This window comes from Streptomyces sp. NBC_00483, assembly GCF_036013745.1.
GTDB lineage: Bacteria > Actinomycetota > Actinomycetes > Streptomycetales > Streptomycetaceae > Streptomyces.
This window is the reverse complement of record NZ_CP107880.1, coordinates 4,403,983-4,427,055: the sequence shown is the minus strand read 5'-3', so window position 1 is coordinate 4,427,055 and position 23,073 is coordinate 4,403,983. Positions and strand designations below refer to the sequence as shown.

Below are 23,073 nucleotides of genomic sequence, written 5' to 3'. Positions count from 1 at the left end.
CCACCACCTCGTACGAGAAGCGCAAGAAGTACGAGAAGTACCAAGCAGAAGGCAGGCCACCCCCGATGCCGCAGCCCGTGCCGCCGCAGCCCCCCGCCTCCGCCGACCGCCGCGACGCCGCCCTGCGCGCCGCCGTCGAGCAGGGGCTCGTAGGGCCCGACGCCCCCGTGCTCGGGCTGCTCGACGTGGCCGGGGTCCGGGAGGCGGCGCGTGCGCTCAAAGCCGCGTTCGCGGGTGTCGAGGCGCGGCACACCTTCGCGGTGAAGGCCGCCTCGCTCGTCCCCGTGCTCGCGCTCCTGAACGAGGAGGGCATCGGCGCGGAGGTCGCGAGCCCCGGTGAGCTGGCGCTCGCGCGGGCGGCCGGGGTGCCCGCCGAGCGGATCGTGTTCGACTCGCCCGCCAAGACCGTCGGCGAGCTGCGTGACGCGCTGGCGAGCGGCATCGCCGTGAACGCCGACAACCCGCAGGAGCTGGCCCGCATCGACGAGCTCGTCGAGGAGTTCGGGGCGGGCTGCGCGCCCGTGGGGCTTCGGGTGAACCCGCAGGTCGGCAGCGGTTCGATCGGCGCGATGAGCACCGCGACCGCCACCTCCAAGTTCGGCGTCGCGCTGCGCGACGCGGGCGCGGAGCAGTGGGTCCTCGGCGCGTACAAGGCGCGGCCGTGGATGACCCGCCTGCACACCCACACCGGCTCCCAGGGTGTCGCCCTGGAGCTGATGGCCGAGGGCGTGCGCGCCGCGTACGACCTGGCCGAGAAGATCAACGCGCATGTCGGCCGGCAGCAGATCGACACCCTCGACATCGGCGGCGGCCTGCCGGTGAACTTCGACTCGGACGACATCACGCCCGGCTTCGAGGAGTACGCGAGCATCCTGCGCCGCACCGTGCCCGGGCTCTTCGACGGGCGGTACACCCTCGTCACCGAGTTCGGCCGCTCGCTCCTCGCCAAGCAGGGCTTCATCGCCGCCCACGTCGAGTACACCAAGACCTCCGGCGGCCGCCGGATCGCCGTGACGCACGCGGGCGCGCAGGTGGCGACCCGTACCGTCTTCGCGCCCGAGTCGTGGCCGCTGCGGGTCGGTGCGTACGACGCCGAGGGCAGGCCGCGGACGAGCGCGCCGCTGGTGCAGGACGTGGCCGGGCCCTGCTGCTTCGCAGGCGACCTCGTGGCGCGCGGCCGTGAGCTGCCCGAACTGGAGCCCGGCGACCTCGTCGCGCTGTACGACACCGGCGCGTACTACTTCTCAACTCACTTCCACTACAACAGCCTTCCCCGTCCCGCTGTGTACGGATATGTCCTGAACGGAATTGGGACGGAAGCGGACAAGGTGACATTCGCCCCTGTGCGCTCCGCGCAGTCCCTCGACGAGGTGCTCGCCGAGTCCGGTGCCCGGTACGCCGGTTCGCTGCTCGGGCTCGTGGATTAGTTGCCCCTGTGAACGGTTTAAGGTGGCGTGTCGTCGCGTGGTGAGCCCGCGGCACACCCCACCGGGATCCGTTCCGATCTCGTGATTCGCCGAATCCGGCGGATCAGTCCTGTCCAACAGGTACGTCGCACACGCCTGCCCGCGTTCGCAAACGCGGGTGCGTGCGTGTGTGCGGCATGCCGTTTTGCACGTACGTCGGAGAACCATGGAGCACACAGCACAAGCCGAGTCCGAGGCTCGGCCCGCGCACGCCCCTGAGGCTGCGACCGAGAGCGGTGTGACCACGGGCGGCAAGGCCACGGCCGGAGCCATCCGTGAGGGGGGTTACGCGGCCGGCCTGCGCAATCGTCAGGTCCAGATGATCGCCTTCGGTGGCGCCATCGGCACCGGCCTCTTCCTCGGAGCGGGAGAGCGACTGAACGTGGCGGGCCCGTCCTTGGTGATCATCTTCGCCATCACCGGCCTGTTCGCCTTCTTCATCACGCGCGCGATGGGCGAGCTGGTCATGCACCGGCCCACGTCGGGCTCGTTCGTGTCGTACTCGCGCGAGTTCCTCGGTGAGAAGGCCGCGTACACGACCGGCTGGGTCTACTTCCTGCACTGGATATGCAGCGGCATCGCGGAGATCACCGCGGTGGCGATGTATCTGCAGTACTGGGCCGCCTTCCGCGACATCCCCCAGTGGACGCTCGCCCTGGTGGCGCTGCTCGTGGTGCTCGGCGCCAACCTGATCTCGGTGCGCTGGTTCGGCGAGTTCGAGTTCTGGTTCTCGATCATCAAGGTCGCCGCGATCCTGGCGTTCCTCGCCATCGGCTGCTGGCTGCTGGCGAGCCGTCACCCCGTCGACGGCCACAGCACGGGCCCGCAGCTGATCGCCGACAACGGCGGCATGCTGCCGAACGGCCTGCTCCCGGCCATCGTCCTGATCCAGGGCGTCGTCTTCGCGTACGCGGCCATCGAGATGGTCGGCATCGCCTCCGGCGAGACGGAGAACCCGCGCAAGGTGATCCCGCGCGCCATCAACTCCGTGTCGTGGCGCATCGTGCTGTTCTACGTCGGGTCCGTGCTGCTGCTCGTCCTGCTGCTGCCGTGGAGCGCGTACAAGGCCGGCGAGTCGCCGTTCGTGACGCTGCTCGGCAAGCTGGGCGTGCCCGGCATCAGCGGCATCATGAACTTCGTGATCCTCACGGCGGCCCTGTCCAGCTGCAACTCCGGCCTCTACTCGACCGGCCGCGTGCTGCGCTCGATGGGACTCGCGGGCTCCGCGCCCGGGTTCACCACGAAGATGAGCAAGAAGGGCGTGCCCTACGGTGGCGTGCTGCTGACCGCCACCTGCTACATCGCGGGCATCATCCTCAACTACATCGTGCCCGAGCGGGCGTTCTCGATCGTCATCAACTTCTCGGCGATCACGATGATCGGCACCTGGGTCATGATCATGATCTGCCAGATGGTGCTGCGCCGTAAGTCCCTGCGCGGCGAGCTGGAGCGCCCGTCGTTCCGGCTGCCGGGCGCGCCCTACACGAGCTGGCTGACCATCGTGTTCCTGGTCGCGGTCGTGGTCCTGATGGTCGTCGGCGGCGGCGACTCCGCGATGTCGGTGTACTGCTCGCCGCTGATCGTGGCGGGCCTGGTGATCGGCTGGTTCCTGACCCGCAAGCGGGTGGCCGAGCATGCGAAGGCCGCTTCGGCATCCGCTTCGGTGCCGGCACCGGCTTCGGCATCGGATTCGGCTTCGTAGGAGCCCTCAAGGCTGTCGGCGGGCGGTGTGCGTGAGGACCACGCGCGCCGCCCGCCGTGCTGTACGGGCCCGTTGGCCGGTGCACGTATCTTGACGTGGGTCGGGCCGCCGGACGTACCGTCCGACCATGGACGCTGATGCCGTGGATTCCGTGGAAGCGCTGCTGACCGCTCCGGGCGCCCCTTTCGCCGTCGTACGCGGCGAGGACGGGCGCCTTTCCTATGCCGACGGGCCGCGTACGTTGCGCGAGTTCGTCGAGACGACGTGGGCGTTCGGTGACACCCCCTTCGTCATCTCCGAGAACGGGCGCATGACCTACGGGGAGTTCTTCGCGGCGGCGTGCGCGCTGGCCCGCCGCTTCCTCGACGACGAGAGCGCGGGCGGGTACGGGCTGCGGCCGGGCGACCGCGCCGTCATCGCGATGCGCAACCACCCGGAGTGGCAGATCGCCTTCTGGGCCGCGCAGTTGGCGGGCCTTGTGGCGGTGCCGCTGAACGCGTGGTGGACCCCCGACGAGTGCGCGTACGCCCTCGACGACTGCGGCCCCGCGGTGCTGGTCGTCGACGGGGAGCGCTACGAACGGGTCCGCCCGTGGCTCGACGCGGCGAGCCCCCGCCCCTGGACGCTGGTCTGCCACGAGGAGGGCCGGGAGGTGACCGGCGAGCGGACCGAACGGTGGGCGGACCTGCCCACTCCCGACCCTCAACTCGGCCCGCCCGACGTGGACATCGACCCGTCCGCGGACGCCACGATCCTCTACACCTCGGGTACGACGGGCCGCCCCAAGGGCGCCGTCGCCACCCACCACGCCCACATGGGCGCCGTCACGGGGCCCCGCTACGCCGCGGCCCGCACGGCGCTGGCCCGCGGCATCGTGCCCGGCCAGGGCCCGAGCCCCGTCGGCCTGCTCACCTTCCCCTTCTTCCACGTGGCGGCGTTCACCGGCTTCTACGCGGCGATGGGGGTGGGCGGCACGATCGTGGTGCTGCGCAAGTGGGACCCGGACACGGCGCTCGCCATGATCCGCGAACACGGCATCACCAGCTTCGGCGGCGTCCCGGCCACGGCCCTCCAACTCCTCGAACGCGCAAAGGAGTTGGGCGACGAACTCCCCTCCCTTACGGGGTTCAGCACGGGCGGCGCCGCGGCCCCGCCCGGCATCGTGGCCCGCCTCACCGACCGCTACGGCGAGCGCATCGAGCCGCGCAACGGCTACGGCCTCACCGAGACGCTCGGCGGTGTGCTCTCCAACGCCGGTGAGGAGTACCGGAGTTGGCCGGGCAGCGTGGGCCGTCCGGCGCCCGCAGTGGAGGTACGGATCACGGACCCCCTCGGGGAACCGCTGCCGGACGGCGAGGTGGGCGAGCTCTGTCTGCGCGGCCAGCCGTTGATCCGTGGCTACTGGAACGCTCCGGATGCCACCGGGGCGGCGTTCACGGAGGACGGCTGGTTCCGTACGGGGGACCTGGCGGTGCTCTCGGACGGCCGGGTCAGTGTCGTCGACCGGATCAAGGACCTGGTGATCAGGGGCGGCGAGAACGTCCACTGCGTGGAGGTGGAGGCGACTCTCCACGACCACCCGGACGTCCTGGAGGCGGCCGTCGTGGGCATCCCGCATCCGGTCCTCGGCGAGGAGGTGGCGGCGGTACTCCGCACCCGTCCGGGCTCTGAGGCGACCCCGGACGACATCCGCGCCTTCGCGGCGAAGTCCCTGGCGGCGTTCAAGGTCCCGACCCACGTGGTCCTCCAGGCCTCCGAACTCCCCCGCAACGCGACGGGCAAGATCCTGAAGCGTGAGTTGCGGGAGTCCTTGGCGTCCGGCTGACCGGGGGAGGGGGCGGAGCCCCGTGGCGTGTGGCGAGTCGAGCGCCCCGGGGCCGAGCTGTGAGTCGAGCGTCCCGTGGCCTAGCTACGCGTGACGTATACCTGGTAGTCGCCGTCGGACGTGATCCCGCCGACGGTCACCCGCACACCCGCGGACTTGTCCCGGAACACCTCACCGGCCTGATACGCCGCATCGGACAACTCCGCATGCACGTTCGGCTGCCGCGTGCACCCCCCGCTGTCCGGCGTCGCGTCCTCGACCTTGACCGGTCCCTGCCCCGTGTCCACATCCGCGTCGACCTTGTACACCAGCACCCCGGCCCGGCACACCGCCTCGTCGTTGCCCCCCTGCGTACGCACCTCGATCGCGTACCCCGTCTTCCGGGTCAGCGGCACGAACACCAGCTTCGACCTGCCGTCGTTCCGCGCCAGCGGCGACAGCCGGTACTCGGTCGTGCCGGACTGCGCGGCGCAGCCGACCTGGCTGTCGTCGAGCCACCCGAGCTTCCACTTGTGCCAGCCGAGCAGATCGTTCCCGGCTCCCCAGTCCTCGCTCATGATGTCCCAGTGCCCGGCGGCCCCACCGCCGTCCTGCGTGTAGAGGTCCGGCAGCCCGAACACGTGCCCGTTCTCGTGCGGCAGCACCCGGTATCCGGTCTTGGCGTACGAGCCCGATCCGTCGTCCTGACGGGAGTACACGAACGACGCGTTGGAGAGCGGCACCCCGTCGGCGACCGGCGCCTCGTGGTTGCCCGCGAACGTCACCGACAGCACGGTGTCCAGCGCGGAGGGCCCCGCGTTCGGGGTGACCAGGATGTTCACCAGGTCGTACCGGCGGAAGTCCACCTCGGGGTCGGCCGCCGCCGCGATGTCGTCGGCGAGCTTGCGGTAGCCGGGGTCGAAGGGGGCGCCGCGGTCTATCCCGTACGCGGTGAACGGCTTGGGCATCCGCAGCCAGTGGTCGACCGGGGCCTCGGGAACGTAGTCGAGCTTTCCGTACGAGCCGGCGGCGAACCAGTCCTGGGTCTGCGGGAAGAACTCGCCGAGCCGCTCCTTCGCGGAGCCCTGCCCCGGCGCGTCGGGGAAGTCGACCATGAGGTTGAGGGCCCGCACGGTGCCGGTGGACCGGGCGTAGCCGGCGGCGGTGGGCAGCCCCTCCGACATCTGGACGCCGAACGAGCCGCGGATCATGCAGGGGGCGAGGGAGGTCGTGCGCGAGACGGCGACGGGACCCGCCGCGGTCGTCGAGTCGTCGAGGAGTCTTCCGGTGCTCGCGGTCATCGTCACGGCGAGCGCCACCGCCGTGCTCGCGGCGAGCAGCGCCCCACGGCGGCCCCTGCGTATCCGACGCACTGCTCGCATCCGCACCGCCTCACGCTCGGGTCCCTTTCGATCACCCTGTGTCGGGGCGTGGCGGGCCGCTCGCTGGGTGCGCCGATCGTGGGTTTCCGAGGTCAGAGGCGTGTGAGGCAGGTCACATGAAGGCCGGGAAATAACCGGGGACGGTCTCCCCGTTTAGACCGGTGTCCGCACGAACCGGGGACCAGGTCCCCACTTCACCCGAAGTTCGTGCACCCAGACCCGTGAAGGAGGCCGCCGTGACCACCGCGACCGAGAAGACGCAGCGCCGCGCCCCCCGCCCGCGGGCCGACGCGGTGCGCAACCGGGAGCGGATCGTCGACGCCGCGCGCGAACTGCTCGTGGAGCACGGTCCCGTCCTGCCGCTCGACGAGGTCGCACGCCGTGCCGGCGTCGGCAACGCCACGCTGTACCGGAACTTCAAGGACCGCGGCGAGCTGATGCACCACGTGGTCATCACGGTCACCGACACCATCACCGAGCACGCGGAGCGGGGGCTCGCCGCCGAGGAAGCCGGCGAGACGACCGCGTTCGGCGCGCTGCGGACGTTCGTGCACGCCGCCGCGGAGGAGCGGATCGGCGCCCTGTGCCCGATGCTCGACGCCACCTTCGACAAGGACCACCCGGACCTGACCGCCGCCCGCGACCGCCTCACCGGCGCCGTCGAGCAGCTCACGGAACGGGCCCGTACGTCCGGTGACCTGCGCTCCGACGTCGGCGTCGGAGATCTGATGGTCGCCCTCTCCCAGCTCACCCGGCCGCTGCCCGGCACCGGCTGTCTGGGCTTCGACCGGTACGTCCACCGTCATCTGCAGCTGTTCCTCGACGGCCTGATGGCACCCGCCCGCTCGGAACTCCCGGGCGAGCCCGCGACCTTGGAGGACCTCCGCCAGGACTGACGTCCGCGCGCCTCTCCACCTCTTCGTAGAACTTCGCCTTCGTAGAACTTCTTCACCGCAGAGCTTCGTCACCGCACAGCTTCGTACCAGACCGATTTCTCACGCTTATTCACGACTTGGAGTCCCGCTGTGGGTACCCCCTTGCCGGAAACGGCACCCGATTCGCGTCGCTGGAAGGCACTCGCCTTCATCGCGCTCGCCCAGCTGATGGTGGTCCTCGACGCGACCATCGTGAACATCGCCCTGCCCGCCGCCCAGACGGACCTCGGCATATCCGACGGCAACAAGCAGTGGGTCATCACCGCCTACGCGCTCGCCTTTGGTGGCCTGCTCTTGTTCGGCGGGCGCATCGCGGACCTGTGGGGCCGCAAGCGGGCCTTCACCGCCGGTCTTGTGGGCTTCGCGCTCGCCTCCGCGCTCGGCGGCGCCGCGCAGAACGAGGCGATGATGTTCGGCGCCCGTGCGTTGCAGGGCGTGTTCGGCGCGCTGCTCGCCCCGGCCGCGCTCTCGCTGCTCGCCGTGACGTTCACCGACGCCAAGGAGCGCGCCAAGGCGTTCGGCATCTACGGTGCGATCGCCGGTGGCGGCGGCGCCGTGGGCTTCATCCTCGGCGGCTTCCTCACCGAGTACCTGAACTGGCGCTGGACGTTCTTCGTGAACATCCCGTTCGCGATCGTCGCCGCCGCCGGTGCCTACTTCGTCATCCGTGAGCCGGCCGGCGGCCGCAACCGCTCGCCGCTCGACATCCCCGGCGTGCTGCTGTCCACGCTCGGCCTGGTCTCGCTCGTCTACGGCTTCACGCGCGCCGAGACCAACGGCTGGTCCGACGCGACCACCATCGGCATGTTCGTCGCCGCGGCCGTGCTGCTGTTCGCCTTCGTCGCCGTCGAGGCCCGGGTGAAGCACCCGCTGCTGCCGCTGCGCGTCGTCGCCGACCGCAACCGCGGCGGTGTCTACGCCTCGCTGGGTCTCGCGGTCATCGCGATGTTCGGCCTGTTCCTCTTCCTGACCTACTACCTGCAGCTCGTGAAGGGCTTCTCGCCGGTCAAGACCGGATTCGCGTTCCTGCCGATGATCGTCGGCATGATCACGGGCTCCACGCAGATCGGCGCCCGTCTGATGACGCGGGTCCGCCCGCGCCTGCTGATGGGTCCCGGCTTCCTGGTGGCGGGGCTCGGCATGCTGATCCTCACGCAGCTCTCGGTCGACTCCTCGTACGCCGGTCTGGTCATGCCCGCCCAGCTCCTGCTCGGCCTCGGCATGGGTACGGCGTTCATGCCCGCCATGTCGCTCGCGACGACCGGCGTCGAGGCCCGGGACGCGGGCGTCGCCTCCGCGATGGTCAACACCTCGCAGCAGGTCGGTGGCGCCATCGGCACGGCCCTGCTGAACACGATCGCGGCCTCGGCCACCACCGCGTACATCGCGGACCACGCGGCCGGAGCCACGAGCCGGCAGCTGCTCCAGGCGCAGGCCATGGTGAGCGGCTACACCCACGCCATCTGGTGGGCCGTCGGCATCCTGGCCGTCGCGTCCCTGATCGCCTTCACGCTCGTCAACACCGCTGCCCCGGGCGCGGGTTCGGCCGCGGCCTCCGGCGACACGGAGGGTGCGGAGGACGAGGTGCTGGTGCCGGTGGTCGCGCACTGACCACCCCTGCGTACGGGGCGGTTCTCACCTGAGCCAGGGGAGGTCCGCCCCGGCCTCCTTCGGCTGGAGTCCCTCGGCGACGATCATCATGATCTCGCCGAGGGACTTCTGCTGTTCGGGGGTGAGCCGCGCGAAGAGGGACTGGCGGACGGTCTCGACGTGCCCCGGCGCGGTCTTCTCCAGGACCTTCAGGCCGTCGTCCGTGAGGATCGCGAACTGCCCGCGCTTGTCGGAGGGGCAGTCCTCGCGCCGCACCCACCCGCTCTTCTCCAGGCGCGCGATCGCGTGCGAGAGTCGGGAGCGGGTGATCTTCGTTTCCCGCGCCAGCTCGGTCATCCGCAGCCGGCGCCGGGGCGCCTCGCTCAGCCTCACCAGGAGTCCGAAGTAGACGTGCGGCATCTTCGCGTCGCGCTGGAGTTGCCGGTCGAGGTGGTCCTCCAGGAGCGTGGTGGCATGGAGGTACGCGCGCCAGGTGCGCTGCTCGTCCTCGCTGAGCCACGTCGTGGCCTCCGCGTCGTTGCCGCCCGTGCCCGTGTGCTGCTGCTCCATGGTTCCCATCGTAGTCCTCCTTCTTGAAGATTAAACAAAGAAGGCTTAGTTTTGTCGGTAGCAAGAGCTTGAAACTTCAAGGAGGTCGTCGTGAACCGGATGCCAGCGCTCTACCTCTCCCACGGTGCCCCGCCGCTCGCCGACGACGCCCTGTGGCCGGGCCAGCTCGCCGAGTGGTCGGCCGACCTCCCGCGCCCCAAGGCGATCCTGATGATCTCCGCACACTGGGAGAACGCGCCGCTGGCCCTCGGAGCCACCGAGACCATGCCGCTCGTGTACGACTTCTGGGGCTTCCCCGAGCACTACTACGAGGTGACGTACGCGGCACCGGGTGCGCCCGAACTCGCCGAATCCGTCCGCAAGTTGCTGCGCGGACCCGGCATCCCGGTCCAGGACGTGCCGGACCGGGGGCTCGACCACGGCGCGTACGTCCCGCTCGTCGAGATGTACCCGGACGCCGACATCCCCGTCCTCCAGGTCTCCATGCCGACGCTCGACCCGGCCCGGCTCATGGACATCGGCCGCCGCCTCGCGCCGCTGCGCGACGAGGGCGTGCTGATCGTCGGCTCCGGCTTCTTCACGCACAACCTCGCGGCGCTGCGGCAGGGCGGGATCCCGGCGTGGTCGTCGGAGTTCGACGACTGGGGGCACCGGGCGCTGGAGGCGGGCGACGTGGACGCGCTGCTCGACTTCACGCGGAAGTCACCGGCGGGCGCCCTGGCCCATCCCCGGACCGAGCACTTCGCTCCGCTGTTCGTCGCGATGGGCGCGGCGGATGCTTTCGGCGATCTTGAGGGGACGGGGCAGCGGAGCGTGATCGACGGGTTCTGGTTGGGGCTGGCGAAGCGGTCGGTGCAGTTCGGCGGTTAGAGGGCCTTCTCGTACCAGGCCACGTCCCAGTACTCCCCGAACTTCCGCCCCACCTCCTCGTACGTCCCCACATAGCGGAAGCCGAAGCGGGCGTGCAGCCGGGCCGACGCCTCGTTCGGCTGCGCGATGCCCGCGTACGCGCGGTGGATGTCCTGCTCGGCGAGGGCCTCGAAGAGCGCCTTGTAGAGCTGCGTGCCGACGCCGCGGCCACCCGCGTCGGGCGCCAGGTAGATCGTGACCTCCACCGAGGTGTCGTACGCGGCTTTCGGGCGGAAACTGCTGGCTGTGGCGTAGCCGAGGATCCGTTTCGACGTCGTCTCAGTGGCAACCAGTAGCGGATGCCGTTCGTCTTCAAGGTGGGAGAGCAGCCAAGGACGTCGCTCTTCGGGAGTGAAGGCGGCCGTGTCGAATGTGATCGGCGTCTCACGTACATAGTGGTTGTAGAGGTCCGTGAGGGCTTCGAGGTCGTCCTCGACTCCTGGCCTGACCTGCACCTCTGTGGACTCGGACACCATTCTGACTCCCCTCTTCGCGCGTTGTGGCGCGACAGGGTACTGCATGATCAGAAAAAAGATGGGCGGCTTGGGAATTCTGTCCGGATTCCAGTCGTTGATTCCATCGGATGCAGGGCACCCGTAAGGCCCCCCAGGGGGCGTACAGCCGACCTACCACCGCAAGGGAGCACGCATGGCAACCCGTGCCGTAGCCCGTCGTAAGTCCGCCGCGTCCGGCGAGACTGACGCGGCACGCAGTGTTCGCGCCGTAGGCGGGGAGATCGCCGACCGCGACCTGGTCGGCATGTACCTCGACGAGATAGCGCGCACACCGCTGCTCGACGCCGCCAAGGAAGTCGAGCTGTCCCAGACCATCGAGGCGGGCGTCTACGCCCAGCAGATCCTCGACGGCACGGTCTCCGACAGCAAGGCTGCCGACCAGGCGTCCCGCGAGGAGCTGGAAGCTCTGGTCGCGGCGTCGGAGAACGCGAAGGACATCTTCATCAAGTCGAACCTGCGGCTTGTCGTGGCGGTCGCCCGCCGCTACCCGCGGTCCGGCCTGCCCCTGCTCGACCTGATCCAGGAGGGGAACGCGGGCCTGGTGCGCGCGGTCGAGAAGTTCGACTACCGCAAGGGCTTCAAGTTCTCCACGTACGCGACGTGGTGGATCCGTCAGGCCATCACGCGCTCGATCGCCGACCAGTCCCGCACCATCCGCCTCCCCGTCCACCTGGTCGAGGAGCTGGGCCGGATCCGCCGCGTGCAGCGCGAGTTCAACCGCGAGCACGGCCGGGAGCCGGAGCCCACGGAGATCGCCGCCGAGCTCGGCGCGAAGCCGGAGCGCGTCGTCGACGTCCTGGACTGGGCCCGCGACCCGGTCTCGCTGAACATGTCGGTGGACGACCAGGGCGAGACCCAGTTCGGCGACCTGCTCGAGGACACGTCGGCCGTGTCGCCCGAGCAGTCCGTGCTCACGCTGCTGCGCAGCGAGGAGCTGGACGACCTCATCGGCCGGCTCGACCAGCGCACCGCGTCGATCATCAAGATGCGGTACGGGATCGAGGACGGGCGCGAGCGGACGCTCACGGAGGTCGGCAAGGAGCACGGTCTTACGCGTGAGCGGATTCGGCAGATCGAGAAGCATGCGCTTCTTGAGCTGAAGAAGTTGGCGCGCGACACGGGGTTCGACGCGGCGGCGTGACCCGGTTTTTGTTGCGCCGTAGCGGTGTTGCGGTCTCGGGGCTCTGCCCCGGGCCCCGCGCCTCAATCGCCGGCGGGGCTTAAGTTGGTCGATTGCGTCAGCCGCGCGGCCAACTCGCTTACCGCTGTTGTCAGTTCCTCCGGGCCCCGGACCCTGAAGTCGTAGCCCGTCATCGCCAGGCGGATCGCCGTCCAGTGGAGTGGGTCCGTCGAGGTCGTTCGTAGGCGGCAGCGGTCGTCCGGGAGGGCTTCCGGGACGCCGACAGCCGCCGGGATGCGCTCCGCGATCGCCTCCGCGGGGGCGTCGAACTCCACGTCCAGTTCGTAGGCGGCGCCTGCGCCCCACGAGGACACCGAGCGGCGTACGTACTCCGCCGCGTCCCCCTCCGGCACCTCCCGCGGAGCGAACCGCGCGCCCGTGGCGAACGGGTCGGCGATGCGGTCGACGCGGAAGGTGCGCCAGTCCTCGCGGTCGATGTCGTACGCGACGAGATACCAGCGGCGGCCCGTCGACACCAGCCGGTGCGGCTCCACCAAGCGGCGCGACTCCGCGGTGTCGCGCGCCCGGTAACCGAAGCGCAGGCGCTCACTGCCCGCGGCCGCAGAGGCGATCACCGTGAGCGTCTCCGGCGCGATCGTCGCGCCGTCTCCCGAGGTCAGGGGGATGGTGGCCGTCTGGAGCGTGGCCACCCGGTGCCGCAGCCGGGAAGGCAGCACCTGTTCGAGTTTGGTGAGGGCCCGCACCGAGGCCTCCTCGACGCCTTCGACCGCGTGTCCTGCCCCGGCCCGCAGGCCCACCGCGATCGCCACCGCCTCCTCGTCGTCGAGCACGAGCGGCGGCAGCGCCTTGCCCGCGACGAGCCGGTAGCCGCCGTCCGCGCCGAGTGTGGCCTGCACGGGATAGCCGAGGTCGCGCAGCCGGTCGATGTCGCGGCGCACGGTGCGCCGGGAGACCCCGAGCCGGTCGGCGAGTTCGCCGCCGGGCCACTCGCGCGGCGTCTGGAGCAGGGACAGGAGCGAGAGGAGCCGGGCCGGGGTGTCCGTCGGTGACGGCGTCATGTTCTCCATGGTTCCAGAATGGCGCGCATCTAGGACACGATCTGGCCTAGATGACTTCTAACTTTTCTCCCATGACCTCAACCGCAGAAACCGTAGAAACCGCCGATCCCTCCCGAAGGCGGTGAGGTTGTTTCGGGGGGCGTGGGGGACGGTGCGGTGGAGCCGGAGCGGGAGTTGGTGTGACGTCGCGGGGCTCTGCCCCGGACCCCGCTCCTCAATCGCCGGAGGGGCTGGAAAGGTACGGGCTGACTTGGTCCAAGGCCTCCAGGACCTGTGCCGGGCTGCCGCCGGGGGCCACCGCCGCGCCGATCCGCTCGCGGACCGCGGAGCGGACCTTGGGCCAGGAGCGCAGGCCCACCGGGTGGAACTCCGCGTCCGGCATCTGGTCGACGAACTTCCACAGCTTCCGCTGCGAACGGTCGGCCCGCAGCTTGTCGGAGGCCGTCACGGTCACCGGCAGCGTGGCCTGCGCGCCGCCGTACGTCTTCGCGGAGCCGGTGCCGAACAGGAACGTCAGGAACTTCCCGGCCTCCTCCACATGGCCGCCGCTCCTGAACGCCATCATCCAGTCGTTGAGCCCCACCGGGGGCGCCGCCTCGTTCCCCTCCTTGAGCGGGAACGGGGCGTGCGCGTACGGCAGTCGGGCCTTGTCCGCGGCGCCGAGCAGCACCGGGTGCGCGATGAGCATGCCGGCCCTCCCACGGAGGAACTGGGCGTACGCCTGCGTCCTGGTGAGCCTGCCCGGGGCGGCGCCCGCGAGGCCGGGCCCGACCAGTTCGTCGCGCAGCCAGGTCAGCGTCGCCTTGTTCTCGGCGGAGCCGAAGTCGTACCCGCCGAGATCCGCGTAACCGCCGCCGCCCGAGAGCAGCCACGCGAGGAGTTCGTCCTCCGCGGCCTCGGGGCCGAACTGCAGGGCGTACGGGGTGGGGACCCCGATGGCCTTCAACGCCTGCGCTGCGGACCGGAGTTCGGCCCATGAGCGGGGCGGGACCGCGAGGCCGGCCCGCTCGAAGAGGCCCGTGTTGTAGAAGAGGCGCGGGGTGCTGGCGAGGATCGGAATGCCGTACTGCACGGAGTCGACCCGGCCCGCGTCGGCGAAGGAGCGGACGAAGTTCGCCTGCGTGGGCACGTCGAAGAGCCGCTCCGCCGGGTGCAGCAGGCGGTCCTCGGCGTACGGGGCGAAGAGGTGGCCCTGCGCGATGTCGGGGGCGCGGCCGTCCTTGACGCGGCGGGCGAGGACCGCGTCGATCTTCAGGAACGGGACGCGCTCCACCTCGACGTGGATGTCCGGGTGCTTCTTCTCGAAGGCCCGTACGACGTCGTCCCATTGGTCGCCGATGGAGGCGCCGACGCTCTTGTCGTAGCTGGCCACGAGGAGGTCGAGCGTGACCTTGCCGCCGTCGGTGCCGTCGGTGCCGTCGCTCCCGTCGCCCGAACCGCAGCCGGACAGGGCGGCCAGGGTGCCCGCCCCTGCCCCGGCCAGGCCCGTCGTCCTCAGAAAGTGCCGCCGCCGCACTGCTCTCGCCTCGCTCACGTGGGGTTGGTCGATCCACTTGGCATGGTCATTGCTTGGAAGTGGCAGATTGTGCCACAGAGACATAGCATGTCCGCATGGCAGGTAGTGCGATGACGCCCCCGACTCCGACTCCGACTCCGACTGCGACCTCGAGCCTGTCGCTGACGGAGCGGCGCAAGGCCGCCACGCGCCTGGACATCGCCCGCGCCGCGGCCGAGCTGTTCACGCGGGACGGCCTGCGGGCCACGCGCGCCGAGGACATCGCGCGGGCGGCGGGCGTCGCGCCGCGCACCTTCTACCGCTACTTCGCGACCAAGGAGGAGTCGGTCGCGCCGCTCCTCGACGCCGGGGCCCACCAGTGGGCGGAGGCGGTCCGCGAGGCACCCGCCGACCTGCCGGTCCCCGCCGCGCTGCGGCACGCCGTCGAGCACGCGCTCGCCGGGGACGACCCGGCGAACGCGGCGTCCCTCGGCTGGGTCCGCGCCCTGCTCCGCCTCACCGGGGAGAGCCCGGCGCTGCGGGCCGTCTGGAGCGACACGTGCCGGGTCTCGGAGTCGACCCTCCTCACGATCCTCGTGGAACGGACGGGCGCAGGGAACGACCCCGACCTGCCGCTGCGCCTGCTCGCGGGCATGGCGACCACGGCGGTGCGGGTGGCGGTGGAGACGTGGGCGGGATCGGAGGCCCCGACCACGGGTCCGTCCGGCCCGGCAGCACTGGCACTGGAGTGCCTGACCCGGTCGGGCCTGGCCGCCACGTCAAGCGTCGCCGCCACATCGAGCCCACCGGCAATTCAAGCCCCGCCGGCGATTGAGGCGCGGGGTCCGGGGCAGAGCCCCGAGTCGTCAACCCCGGGGGCGTAATCCGAACGGGGACGTAATCCAAAGGGAGCCGAAATGAACAACCTCACCGGCAAGACGATCCTGGTCACCGGCGGAGCCCGCGGCATAGGCGCCGACGTCGCCCGCCTCGCCGTCACCGCCGGCGCCGACATCGTCATCGGCGACGTACTGGACGACGAAGGCAAGGCCCTCGCCACCGAGCTCGGCGCCAAGGCCCGCTACACCCACCTCGACGTGACGTCGGAGGACGAGTGGCAGGCCGCGCTCGCCTGCGCCACCACCGAGTTCGGCGGCATCGACGGCCTGGTCAACAACGCCGGGATCTCCACCGGCATGCCCTTCGAGACGGAGAGCGTGGAGCGCTTCCGCCAGGTCCTCGACGTCAACCTCGTCGGCGTCTTCGCGGGCATGAAGACCGTCGTCCCCGCGATGAGGGAGGCGGGCGGTGGCTCGATCGTCAACATCTCCTCCGCGGCGGGCCTGATGGGCCTCGCGCTCACCTCCTCGTACGGCGCCTCGAAGTGGGGCGTGCGCGGGCTCACCAAGATCGCGGCGGTCGAGCAGGGCACCGCGCGGATCCGCGTGAACTCCGTGCACCCCGGCATGACGTACACCCCGATGACCGCGCAGGTCGGCATCCAGCAGGGCGAGGGGAACTACCCGAACACCCCGATGGGCCGCGTCGGCGAGGCCGGTGAGATCGCGAAGGCGGTGGTGTTCCTGCTGTCGGACGACGCCTCGTACATGACGGGCGCGGAGCTGGCCGTGGACGGCGGCTGGACCACGGGTCCGACGATGAAGTATGTGATGGGGCAGTAGTCGCCGTAGTCCGCACAGGGCCCGGTCCTCCTCGCTGGAGGGCCGGGCCCTGTGGTGTGTACGCACGTGGTGTGCACGTCGGAACGGATGCCCGTTTGTGTCTGCCAGATGCCCGAACCTGTTTACTTTCTGGAAATGCGGCCGTAGCCTCGCATCAGAGCAACAGATTCGGGCACGCTCGCAGACGAAGGACACAGGTAAACGGACATGTACGCACCCGAGCGCCAGCAGGAGATCCTCCGCCTCGCCCGCGACGGCGGACGGGTCGACGTGCTGTCGCTGGCCGAGGAGTTCCAGGTCACCGCCGAGACCATCCGGCGCGACCTGAAGTCCCTCGACCGCGCGGGCCTCGTCCGGCGCGTGCACGGCGGCGCCATCCCGGCCGGTCGCCTCGACTTCGAGCCCGACCTCGCCGAGCGCGAGGGCACCGCGGCCGACGAGAAGGACCGCATCGCCCACGCCGCGCTCGCCGAGCTGCCGGCCGAGGGCAGCGTGATCCTGGACGCCGGATCGACGGTGTCCCGGCTGGCGACCGCGCTGCCACTGGAGTCCGAACTGACCGTGGTCACGCACTCGTTGCCCACCGCGGCCCGGCTCGCCGACCACCCCGGCGTCCAGCTCCACCTCGTCGGCGGCCGCATCCGGCACCGCACCCGCGCCGCCGTCGACGCCTGGTCGCTGCGCGCGTACGGGGAGATCCGCGCGGACGTCCTCTTCCTCGCGGCCAACGGCTTCTCCGCCGAGGCCGGACTCACCACGCCCGACCTCGCAGAGGCGTCCGTGAAGCGGGCCACCGTCGCCGCGGCCCGCCGCGTCGTGCTGCTCGCCGACTCCGGCAAGTGGGGCCAGGAGCACTTCGCCCGGTTCGGCGACCTCGCCGATGTGGACCTGCTGATCACGGACACCGGCCTCGCCCCCGAGGACGCGGCGGCGATCGAGGCGGGTGGCACGGAGGTGCTCCGCGTATGACCCCACGAACCAGCCCGACCGGCGCCATCAACGCCACTGGCTCTACTGGCCCCACCAGCACCATTCGTACGCAAGCAACGGAAGCGGCGACCCCGGCATGATCCTCACCGTCACCCCCAACCCCTCCCTCGACCGCACCTACGAGGTCCCCGGCCTCGACCGCGGCGAGGTCGTCCGCGCGAGCGGCGAGCGCATGGACCCGGGCGGCAAGGGTGTCAACGTGTCGCGGGCCGTCGCCGCCGCCGGAGCCCCCACGCTGGCCGTACTTCCGCTGGGCGGCGCCCCCGGCGCCCTGGTCGCCGAACTCCTCGACGGACAGGGCATCAAGGTCGCCCCGGTCCCGGTCGAGGGCCACACCCGCTCGAACATCGCGCTCGCGGAAGCGGACGGAACCCTCACGAAAATCAACGCTCCGGGCCCCGAACTGTCCGCAGCGGAAGCCGAGTTGCTGCTGGGCGTCGTAGGAGAACGGTCGGCGGGCGCCGACTGGATCGCCTGCTGCGGCAGCCTGCCGCGCGGCCTGGAGCCCTCCTGGTACGCCGAGTTGGTGGCCCGCGCGCACGCCGCGGGCGCCCGCATCGCGCTCGACACCTCGGGCCCCGCGCTCCTCGCGGCCCTCCGTGAACGCCCGGACGTCGTCAAGCCCAACGCCGAGGAGCTCGCGGAGGCCGTCGGCCGCCCGCTCGCCACGGTCGGCGACGCGGTCAAGGCGGCAGAGGAACTACGGGAGTTGGGCGCGGTCGCCGTGCTCGCGTCGCTCGGCGCGGACGGCCAGATCCTGGTCGACGCGAGCGGCGCCTGGTTCGCCTCGGCCCCCGTCGACGCGGTGCGCAGCAACGTCGGGGCGGGCGACTCCTCCCTCGCCGGCTTCCTGATCGCGGGCGGCGAGGGCCCGCAGGCCCTGGCCTCGGCGGTCGCCCACGGCGCGGCGGCGGTCCAGCTGCCGGGCAGCGCCATGCCCACGCCGCGGGATCTCCGCCCGGCCGCGGTGGAACTGACGGCAGAGGTCCCGGTGGACCGCCCCTTGAAGGAGCCCGCGCGATGACGGCAGCCGCACCCGCACACCGAAAAACCACCCCAGTAGCCACTTCACTCACCCCACCCATGCGTAGGCAAAGGAGCCCGCGATGACGGAGATGATCACCGCGGACCTGGTCGACCTCGACCTGTCCGCCGGAACGAAGGAAGCGGCGGCCAGGTCGCTGGCCGAACGCATGGTGACCCTCGGCAGGGTCACCGACCTCGACGGTTTCCTCGCCGACGTCGCGGCCCGCGAGGCCCAGATGCCGACCGGCCTGGACGGCGGCATCGGCATCCCGCACTGCCGCAGCGAGCACGTCACCGAGCCGACGCTCGCCTTCGGCCGCAGCACCGAGGGCATCGACTTCGGCGCCCCGGACGGCCCCGCCGACCTGATCTTCCTGATCGCGGCCCCGGCAGGTGCGGACGACGCCCACCTCACGATCCTCTCCTCGCTGGCCCGCCAGCTGATGGACGAGGACTTCAAGTCGGCACTGCGCGCGGCGACCGACGCGGAGGCAGCGGCGGCGCTGATACGCGGCGACGAGCCGACCCCGGAACCCGTAGCGGCAGAAGAGGCCGAGTCCCCGGCTCCGGAGCCCGTAGAGCCGGAGCAGCCCGCGGCGGCAGAAACGTTCAAGATCGTCGCGGTCACCTCCTGCCCCACCGGCATCGCCCACACCTACATGGCGGCCGAGTCCCTGGAGAACACCGGCCGCGACACCGACGGCGTCGAACTCGTCGTCGAAACGCAGGGCTCCTCCGGCTTCACCCGCCTCGACCCGGCCGTCATCGCGGCCGCCGACGGCGTGATCTTCGCCCACGACGTCCCCGTACGCGAGAAGGAACGCTTCGCCGGAAAGCCCACGGTCGACGTCGGCGTCAAGGCCGGCGTCAACCGCCCCGCCGAACTCATCGCCGAGGTACGGGAGAAGGCAGCCCGCGGCGAGACCACGGGCCGCGCCGACGCGTCATCCACACCTGTGGACAACTCCGGTGAATCCACGGACGGTTACGGCACAAAGCTCCGCAAGTGGCTGATGTCGGGCGTCAGTTACATGGTGCCGTTCGTGGCGGCGGGCGGTCTGCTCATCGCGCTCGGCTTCGCGATCGGCGGCTACGAGGTCGCCGACGTCAAGGTCCAGACGCTGCTCAACAGCTTCGACTGGGGCTCGACGACCAGCTGGGCCGCGCTCCTCTTCTACACCGGCCAGGCCGCCTTCGCCTTCCTGGTCCCGGTCCTCTCCGGCTACATCGCGTACGGCATGGCGGACCGGCCGGGACTCGTGCCCGGCTTCGTCGCCGGTTCGATCGCGGTGACCACCAACGCGGGCTTCCTCGGTGGCCTGATCGGCGGTCTCATCGCGGGCGCCGTGGTCATGGCGATCCAGAAGGTGAACGTCCCGGCGGTGCTGCGCGGCATCATGCCGGTGGTCGTGATCCCGCTGCTCTCCTCGATCGTCGTCGGCTTCCTGATGTTCGTGGTGATCGGCAAGCCGATCGCCTCGCTGCAGAGCGCCCTGACGGACTGGCTGAACTCCCTGTCCGGCGCCAACGCGATCGTCCTCGGCGTCATCCTCGGCCTGATGATGTGCTTCGACCTGGGCGGTCCGCTCAATAAAGTTGCCTACGCCTTCGCGGTCGGCGGTCTCGCCAACCCCACTGACGGCTCGCTCAAGGTGATGGCCGCGGTGATGGCCGCCGGCATGGTGCCCCCGCTGGCGATGGCGCTCGCCACCACCGTGCGCGGCAAGCTCTTCACCAAGACCGAGCGGGAGAACGGCAAGGCGGCCTGGGTCCTCGGGGCCTCGTTCATCACCGAGGGCGCCATCCCGTTCGCCGCGGCCGACCCGCTGCGCGTGATTCCCGCCTCCATGGCGGGCGGCGCGGTCACCGGCGCCCTGTCGATGGCCTTCGACGCCACGCTGCGCGCCCCGCACGGCGGCATCTTCGTGGTCCCGCTGATCGGCAACGCCTGGCTGTACCTGGTGGCGATCGCGGCCGGTACGTGCGTCACCGCGGCGCTGACCGTGCTGCTCAAGTCGGTGCGCAAGCAGCCGGCCGCCGCCGGGCAGCCGGAGGCCGTGCAGGCCCCGTCGCAGACGGTGACCGTCGCGGAGCCCGAGGCGGTGCAGCCCGCGAAGGTGTGAGGCTTGCCGCGGTTGGTGCGATTGGCGCGGTTGGCATGGTTGGCGGGGCGTTAGGAGCCTTGCGAGATACGTCACGGTCCGGGACCAAAGTCCCGGACTGTGGTGTTCACTGGAACGCATGCCTGAGCACGTGTCGATCCTTCAGCAGCTGGGCCTGGCTCTGGTCGCTCTTGCGGCCGTGGCATGGGTGATCGGACTGGCCCGCCTGGCGCGCGCCGTCGCTTTCGGTCCGCCGCAGCCGCGGACGCAGCTGCCGATGGGCGCGCTGCCGACGCAGTCCCGCGCGCCCGCGCTGGAGTCGGTGCCGCTGACGGCCGACGAGCAGGACGCTTTCGCAGGACTGGTACGGGAGTTCAGCCGCCGGTAGTCCTGCCGGTGGTCCGGGGGAGTGCCACCACCGACAGTCCGGAGAGTGCTACCGCCGGGCCCGCGGGGATGACGCCGCCCGGTGCTCCATCGCTGCTCGCGCAGCGGCCTGCGTCGCGTAGACCTCGCACATGTGCCGCCCGTCCGGCGTCGCCGTGTGCTCGACCTCCCAGAGGCTGAGTTCGCAGCCGTCGCGCAGCAGGAACGCGTGCTCGTACAGAGCGAATCCGTGGCTGACGCGGCAGCCGAAGGCCTGCGTGATCTGGTGTGCGCACGCTTCCCGCAGCAGTCGCGCCGTGCCGGGGCCCGGTCGCGTCGTGACGTCGGGGTTCTCCGCGCGGCGCAGCAGGCGGCGCGCGTGGTCGACGGAGCTGTCCGGGTCGCCGGTGCCGAAGGTGCGGCGCATCGGCGGGGTCGGGGGGAGCTTGACGGGGGTCATGGGGACGTGGAGGTCGAACTCCGGCTCGGCCTCGTGGGGGAGCGGGAGCCGTCCCGTCGCCAGGTGCAGCTCGTCCTCGGACACGTAGACCTCGTGCTGCGGTGTGCCGTTCCGCCCCGTGTTGTGCACGAGTTCCCAGAGGGTGAGCGAGCCGCCGTCGATCAGCAGCCAGTTGTGCCGGTACGTCTCGCGGTGGCGGCCGCCGCTGTGGTGGGCCGAGTGCAGGGAGCCCGCGTACGCGAGGGCGCCGTCGAGCCGCTCGAGCGTCTCGTCGGGCAGGTCGAAGGAGTTGAGCGCGCGCCCGAGGAGTCGCCCGAGCTGCGCTTCGGGTGACGCGTCCGGCTCGGTGCCGAACCCGACACTGGGCTCGGAATCATGCGGAACGCTCAAGGCACCTCCCAGGATTGCTTCGTGTCACCTCGTGGGTGCATACCGTAGTCCTTCGCTCGGACATCATGTCCGGGAAATGACAAACGGGGAACGGGATTTGAGCAACGTGCCTGGACAACGCACGGGCCGCGCGGGGGGTTCCCGCGCGGCCCGTGTCGGTGAGAGTTCGTGGTGGGTTCGTGGTGGGGTGGCGGCCGGTCAGGCGGCGCTGCCCGCCGTCCACTGACTCCACGCCATGTTCCAGCCGTTGAGGCCGTTGTCGGGGGCGACCGTCTCGTCGTGCGAGTTCTTCATGACCACGACGTCGCCGACGAGCGAGTTGTCGAAGAACCACTTGGCGGTCGTGTCGCCGCCCGCGCCCTTCACGTCCCGCATGCCGACGCAGCCGTGGCTGGTGCCCTGCGAGCCGAAGATGCCCGGTGAGCTCCAGTAGTTGCCGTGGATGAACGTCCCGGACTGGGACAGGCGCATCGCGTGCGGCACGTCCGCGATGTCGTACTCGCCGCCGAAGCCGACCGTGTCGCCGTTCATGCGCGTCTGCACGAACTTCTCCGAGATCACCATCTGCCCGTTGTACGTCGGGTGTTCGTTGCTTCCGGTCGAGACGGGGACCGTCTTGATCGTCTTGCCGTCGCGGACGACCGTCATCTCCTGCGTGTTCGCGTCGACCGTGGAGACCTGCGAGCGGCCGACGGTGAACGTCACCGTCTTGTCCTGCACGCCGTGCACCCCGTTCGCGCCCTCGACGCCGTCGAGGTCGATCTTCATGGTGACCTTGGAGCCGGCCTTCCAGTACTCCTGGGGCCTGAAGTCCAGGCGCTGCGCGCCGAACCAGTGGCCGACGACCTTCTGGCCGCCGCTGGACGTCACCGTGATGTGCGACTGCACGTCCTTCTTGTTGGTGATCGCCTTGTCGAACGTGAACGAGACCGGCATCCCGGCCCCGACCGTCGACCCGTCGTCCGGCGTGTACGTGCCGATGAAGCTGTTGGCGCCGGAGACCGTCGTGAAGATGGAGTTGGCGGCGGCCTTCTGCCCACTGCCGTCCTTGGCGGACGCGGAGATCCGGTACTTGGTGCCGCGCTCCAGCTGCTCCTTCGGCTTCCACGCCGCGCCGTTCTTCACGATCGTGCCGGGCACGGCCTTGCCGCTCGCCGACTCGGTCATCTTCACGCCTGTCAGCTTGCCGTCGCTGACCTTCACGCCCGTCGCGTTGATCGACGCGCCGGTCGAGCCGTCCTTGGCCGAGATGGTGATCTTCGGGGCGTCGTCGTTCTTGTTGTCGGCGGTGGCGTCGCCCCCGCAGGCCGTGAGCGTCAGTGCGCCGACGGCGATGGCCGCGCACACGACGGCTATGTTCTGCCTGCTCACGGTCTGCTCCCTTTTCGTGGTTTCTGCTGTTCCGCTGCTTCTCTACCGATGTGTGGGAAGAGCGCGAGACGGCCGGAGGGGTTCCCTCCGCTTGTTGTGAACGCAGCCACAGGGACAGT

20 protein-coding genes are annotated in these 23,073 nt (G+C 70.6%); 13 read left to right on the top strand and 7 right to left on the bottom strand.

From position 1 onward, the window contains the following. Window positions 1-65: 65 nt before the first annotated feature. The 3 genes from OHA73_RS19545 (at window position 66) to OHA73_RS19535 (ending at window position 4,993) form a co-directional block, all read left to right on the top strand. The gene (locus OHA73_RS19545) at window positions 66-1,427 is read left to right on the top strand and encodes a diaminopimelate decarboxylase (RefSeq protein WP_327658489.1); all 1,362 of its coding nucleotides are present in this window, start codon (window positions 66-68) and stop codon (window positions 1,425-1,427) included. 205 nt (window positions 1,428-1,632) lie between these two features. Then, window positions 1,633-3,168, top strand: coding sequence for an amino acid permease (locus OHA73_RS19540; RefSeq protein ID WP_443063098.1), 1,536 nt, complete (start codon window positions 1,633-1,635; stop codon window positions 3,166-3,168). Window positions 3,169-3,295: 127 nt separating this feature from the next. Continuing rightward, entirely contained in the window at window positions 3,296-4,993 is a 1,698-nt protein-coding gene (locus tag OHA73_RS19535) for a class I adenylate-forming enzyme family protein (protein ID WP_267070114.1), read from the top strand. Between the two features lie 80 nt (window positions 4,994-5,073). Here OHA73_RS19535 and OHA73_RS19530 read toward each other — a convergent pair whose 3' ends face one another. After that, entirely contained in the window at window positions 5,074-6,354 is a 1,281-nt protein-coding gene (locus OHA73_RS19530; RefSeq protein WP_266711199.1) for a M6 family metalloprotease domain-containing protein, read from the bottom strand. Between the two features lie 236 nt (window positions 6,355-6,590). Between OHA73_RS19530 and OHA73_RS19525 the strand changes: the two genes are divergently transcribed. Next, window positions 6,591-7,250, top strand: a complete 660-nt coding sequence (locus OHA73_RS19525; RefSeq protein ID WP_327655682.1) for a TetR/AcrR family transcriptional regulator — start codon at window positions 6,591-6,593, stop codon at window positions 7,248-7,250. A gap of 129 nt (window positions 7,251-7,379) precedes the next feature. After that, window positions 7,380-8,900 carry an MFS transporter gene (locus OHA73_RS19520; RefSeq protein ID WP_266711195.1) on the top strand — a complete coding sequence of 507 codons (1,521 nt, stop codon included), beginning with the start codon at window positions 7,380-7,382 and terminating at the stop codon, window positions 8,898-8,900. 24 nt (window positions 8,901-8,924) lie between these two features. Here OHA73_RS19520 and OHA73_RS19515 read toward each other — a convergent pair whose 3' ends face one another. Next, on the bottom strand, window positions 8,925-9,449 hold the full coding sequence (locus OHA73_RS19515; protein ID WP_266711193.1) for a MarR family winged helix-turn-helix transcriptional regulator: 525 nt from the start codon (window positions 9,447-9,449) through the stop codon (window positions 8,925-8,927). Window positions 9,450-9,548: 99 nt separating this feature from the next. On the opposite strand from OHA73_RS19515, the gene OHA73_RS19510 reads away from it, so the two are divergent. Then, entirely contained in the window at window positions 9,549-10,319 is a 771-nt protein-coding gene (locus tag OHA73_RS19510; RefSeq protein WP_327658487.1) for a dioxygenase family protein, read from the top strand. Here the strand turns inward: OHA73_RS19510 and OHA73_RS19505 are convergent. Continuing rightward, entirely contained in the window at window positions 10,316-10,834 is a 519-nt protein-coding gene (locus OHA73_RS19505; RefSeq protein ID WP_266711191.1) for a GNAT family N-acetyltransferase, read from the bottom strand. The genes OHA73_RS19510 and OHA73_RS19505 overlap by 4 nt on opposite strands. A 172-nt stretch (window positions 10,835-11,006) precedes the next feature. On the opposite strand from OHA73_RS19505, the gene OHA73_RS19500 reads away from it, so the two are divergent. Further along, entirely contained in the window at window positions 11,007-12,014 is a 1,008-nt protein-coding gene (locus OHA73_RS19500; RefSeq protein ID WP_266711189.1) for a sigma-70 family RNA polymerase sigma factor, read from the top strand. 62 nt (window positions 12,015-12,076) lie between these two features. Here the strand turns inward: OHA73_RS19500 and OHA73_RS19495 are convergent, their stop codons facing one another. Together OHA73_RS19495 and OHA73_RS19490 are read right to left on the bottom strand one after the other, a co-directional pair. Further along, window positions 12,077-13,072 (bottom strand): helix-turn-helix transcriptional regulator, encoded by a 996-nt coding sequence (locus OHA73_RS19495; RefSeq protein WP_443063219.1) that lies wholly within the window; start codon window positions 13,070-13,072, stop codon window positions 12,077-12,079. A 214-nt stretch (window positions 13,073-13,286) separates the two neighbouring features. Continuing rightward, the gene (locus OHA73_RS19490; RefSeq protein WP_327655680.1) at window positions 13,287-14,606 is read right to left on the bottom strand and encodes an extracellular solute-binding protein; all 1,320 of its coding nucleotides are present in this window, start codon (window positions 14,604-14,606) and stop codon (window positions 13,287-13,289) included. Window positions 14,607-14,683: 77 nt separating this feature from the next. Here OHA73_RS19490 and OHA73_RS19485 point away from each other — a divergent pair, with 77 nt between their 5' ends. The 6 genes from OHA73_RS19485 (at window position 14,684) to OHA73_RS19460 (ending at window position 20,755) form a co-directional block, all read left to right on the top strand. Next, window positions 14,684-15,451: a TetR/AcrR family transcriptional regulator gene (locus OHA73_RS19485; protein ID WP_327655679.1), complete on the top strand. Its 768-nt coding sequence runs from the start codon at window positions 14,684-14,686 to the stop codon at window positions 15,449-15,451. Between the two features lie 33 nt (window positions 15,452-15,484). Beyond that, window positions 15,485-16,249, top strand: a complete 765-nt coding sequence (locus OHA73_RS19480; protein ID WP_327655678.1) for a glucose 1-dehydrogenase — start codon at window positions 15,485-15,487, stop codon at window positions 16,247-16,249. A 207-nt stretch (window positions 16,250-16,456) separates the two neighbouring features. Then, window positions 16,457-17,218 carry a DeoR/GlpR family DNA-binding transcription regulator gene (locus OHA73_RS19475; protein ID WP_327655677.1) on the top strand — a complete coding sequence of 254 codons (762 nt, stop codon included), beginning with the start codon at window positions 16,457-16,459 and terminating at the stop codon, window positions 17,216-17,218. Window positions 17,219-17,315: 97 nt separating this feature from the next. Next, window positions 17,316-18,263, top strand: coding sequence for a 1-phosphofructokinase (gene pfkB, locus OHA73_RS19470; protein WP_267070120.1), 948 nt, complete (start codon window positions 17,316-17,318; stop codon window positions 18,261-18,263). A gap of 82 nt (window positions 18,264-18,345) precedes the next feature. Next, the gene (locus OHA73_RS19465; protein ID WP_327655676.1) at window positions 18,346-20,388 is read left to right on the top strand and encodes a PTS fructose transporter subunit IIABC; all 2,043 of its coding nucleotides are present in this window, start codon (window positions 18,346-18,348) and stop codon (window positions 20,386-20,388) included. A 118-nt stretch (window positions 20,389-20,506) separates the two neighbouring features. Next, window positions 20,507-20,755: a hypothetical protein gene (locus OHA73_RS19460; RefSeq protein ID WP_266711171.1), complete on the top strand. Its 249-nt coding sequence runs from the start codon at window positions 20,507-20,509 to the stop codon at window positions 20,753-20,755. A gap of 48 nt (window positions 20,756-20,803) precedes the next feature. Here the strand turns inward: OHA73_RS19460 and OHA73_RS19455 are convergent, their stop codons facing one another. Then, the gene (locus OHA73_RS19455) at window positions 20,804-21,583 is read right to left on the bottom strand and encodes a DUF6227 family protein (RefSeq protein ID WP_327655675.1); all 780 of its coding nucleotides are present in this window, start codon (window positions 21,581-21,583) and stop codon (window positions 20,804-20,806) included. A 198-nt stretch (window positions 21,584-21,781) separates the two neighbouring features. Then, window positions 21,782-22,954 (bottom strand): L,D-transpeptidase, encoded by a 1,173-nt coding sequence (locus OHA73_RS19450; protein ID WP_266711167.1) that lies wholly within the window; start codon window positions 22,952-22,954, stop codon window positions 21,782-21,784. Between the last annotated feature and the right edge of the window lie 119 nt (window positions 22,955-23,073).

Excerpts from the sequence above, each read along its gene's own strand:
- OHA73_RS19495 (WP_443063219.1), bottom strand. The coding sequence starts at position 13,072 with ATGACGCCGTCACCGACGGACACCCCGGCCCGGCTCCTCTCGCTCCTG.
- OHA73_RS19465 (WP_327655676.1), top strand. The coding sequence starts at position 18,346 with ATGACGGAGATGATCACCGCGGACCTGGTCGACCTCGACCTGTCCGCC.
- OHA73_RS19500 (WP_266711189.1), top strand. The coding sequence starts at position 11,007 with ATGGCAACCCGTGCCGTAGCCCGTCGTAAGTCCGCCGCGTCCGGCGAG.
- OHA73_RS19515 (WP_266711193.1), bottom strand. The coding sequence starts at position 9,449 with ATGGAGCAGCAGCACACGGGCACGGGCGGCAACGACGCGGAGGCCACG.
- OHA73_RS19480 (WP_327655678.1), top strand. The coding sequence starts at position 15,485 with ATGAACAACCTCACCGGCAAGACGATCCTGGTCACCGGCGGAGCCCGC.
- OHA73_RS19460 (WP_266711171.1), top strand. The coding sequence starts at position 20,507 with ATGCCTGAGCACGTGTCGATCCTTCAGCAGCTGGGCCTGGCTCTGGTC.
- OHA73_RS19475 (WP_327655677.1), top strand. The coding sequence starts at position 16,457 with ATGTACGCACCCGAGCGCCAGCAGGAGATCCTCCGCCTCGCCCGCGAC.
- OHA73_RS19545 (WP_327658489.1), top strand. The coding sequence starts at position 66 with ATGCCGCAGCCCGTGCCGCCGCAGCCCCCCGCCTCCGCCGACCGCCGC.
- OHA73_RS19540 (WP_443063098.1), top strand. The coding sequence starts at position 1,633 with ATGGAGCACACAGCACAAGCCGAGTCCGAGGCTCGGCCCGCGCACGCC.
- OHA73_RS19535 (WP_267070114.1), top strand. The coding sequence starts at position 3,296 with ATGGACGCTGATGCCGTGGATTCCGTGGAAGCGCTGCTGACCGCTCCG.
- OHA73_RS19505 (WP_266711191.1), bottom strand. The coding sequence starts at position 10,834 with ATGGTGTCCGAGTCCACAGAGGTGCAGGTCAGGCCAGGAGTCGAGGAC.
- OHA73_RS19530 (WP_266711199.1), bottom strand. The coding sequence starts at position 6,354 with ATGCGAGCAGTGCGTCGGATACGCAGGGGCCGCCGTGGGGCGCTGCTC.
- OHA73_RS19510 (WP_327658487.1), top strand. The coding sequence starts at position 9,549 with ATGCCAGCGCTCTACCTCTCCCACGGTGCCCCGCCGCTCGCCGACGAC.
- OHA73_RS19485 (WP_327655679.1), top strand. The coding sequence starts at position 14,684 with ATGGCAGGTAGTGCGATGACGCCCCCGACTCCGACTCCGACTCCGACT.
- pfkB (WP_267070120.1), top strand. The coding sequence starts at position 17,316 with ATGATCCTCACCGTCACCCCCAACCCCTCCCTCGACCGCACCTACGAG.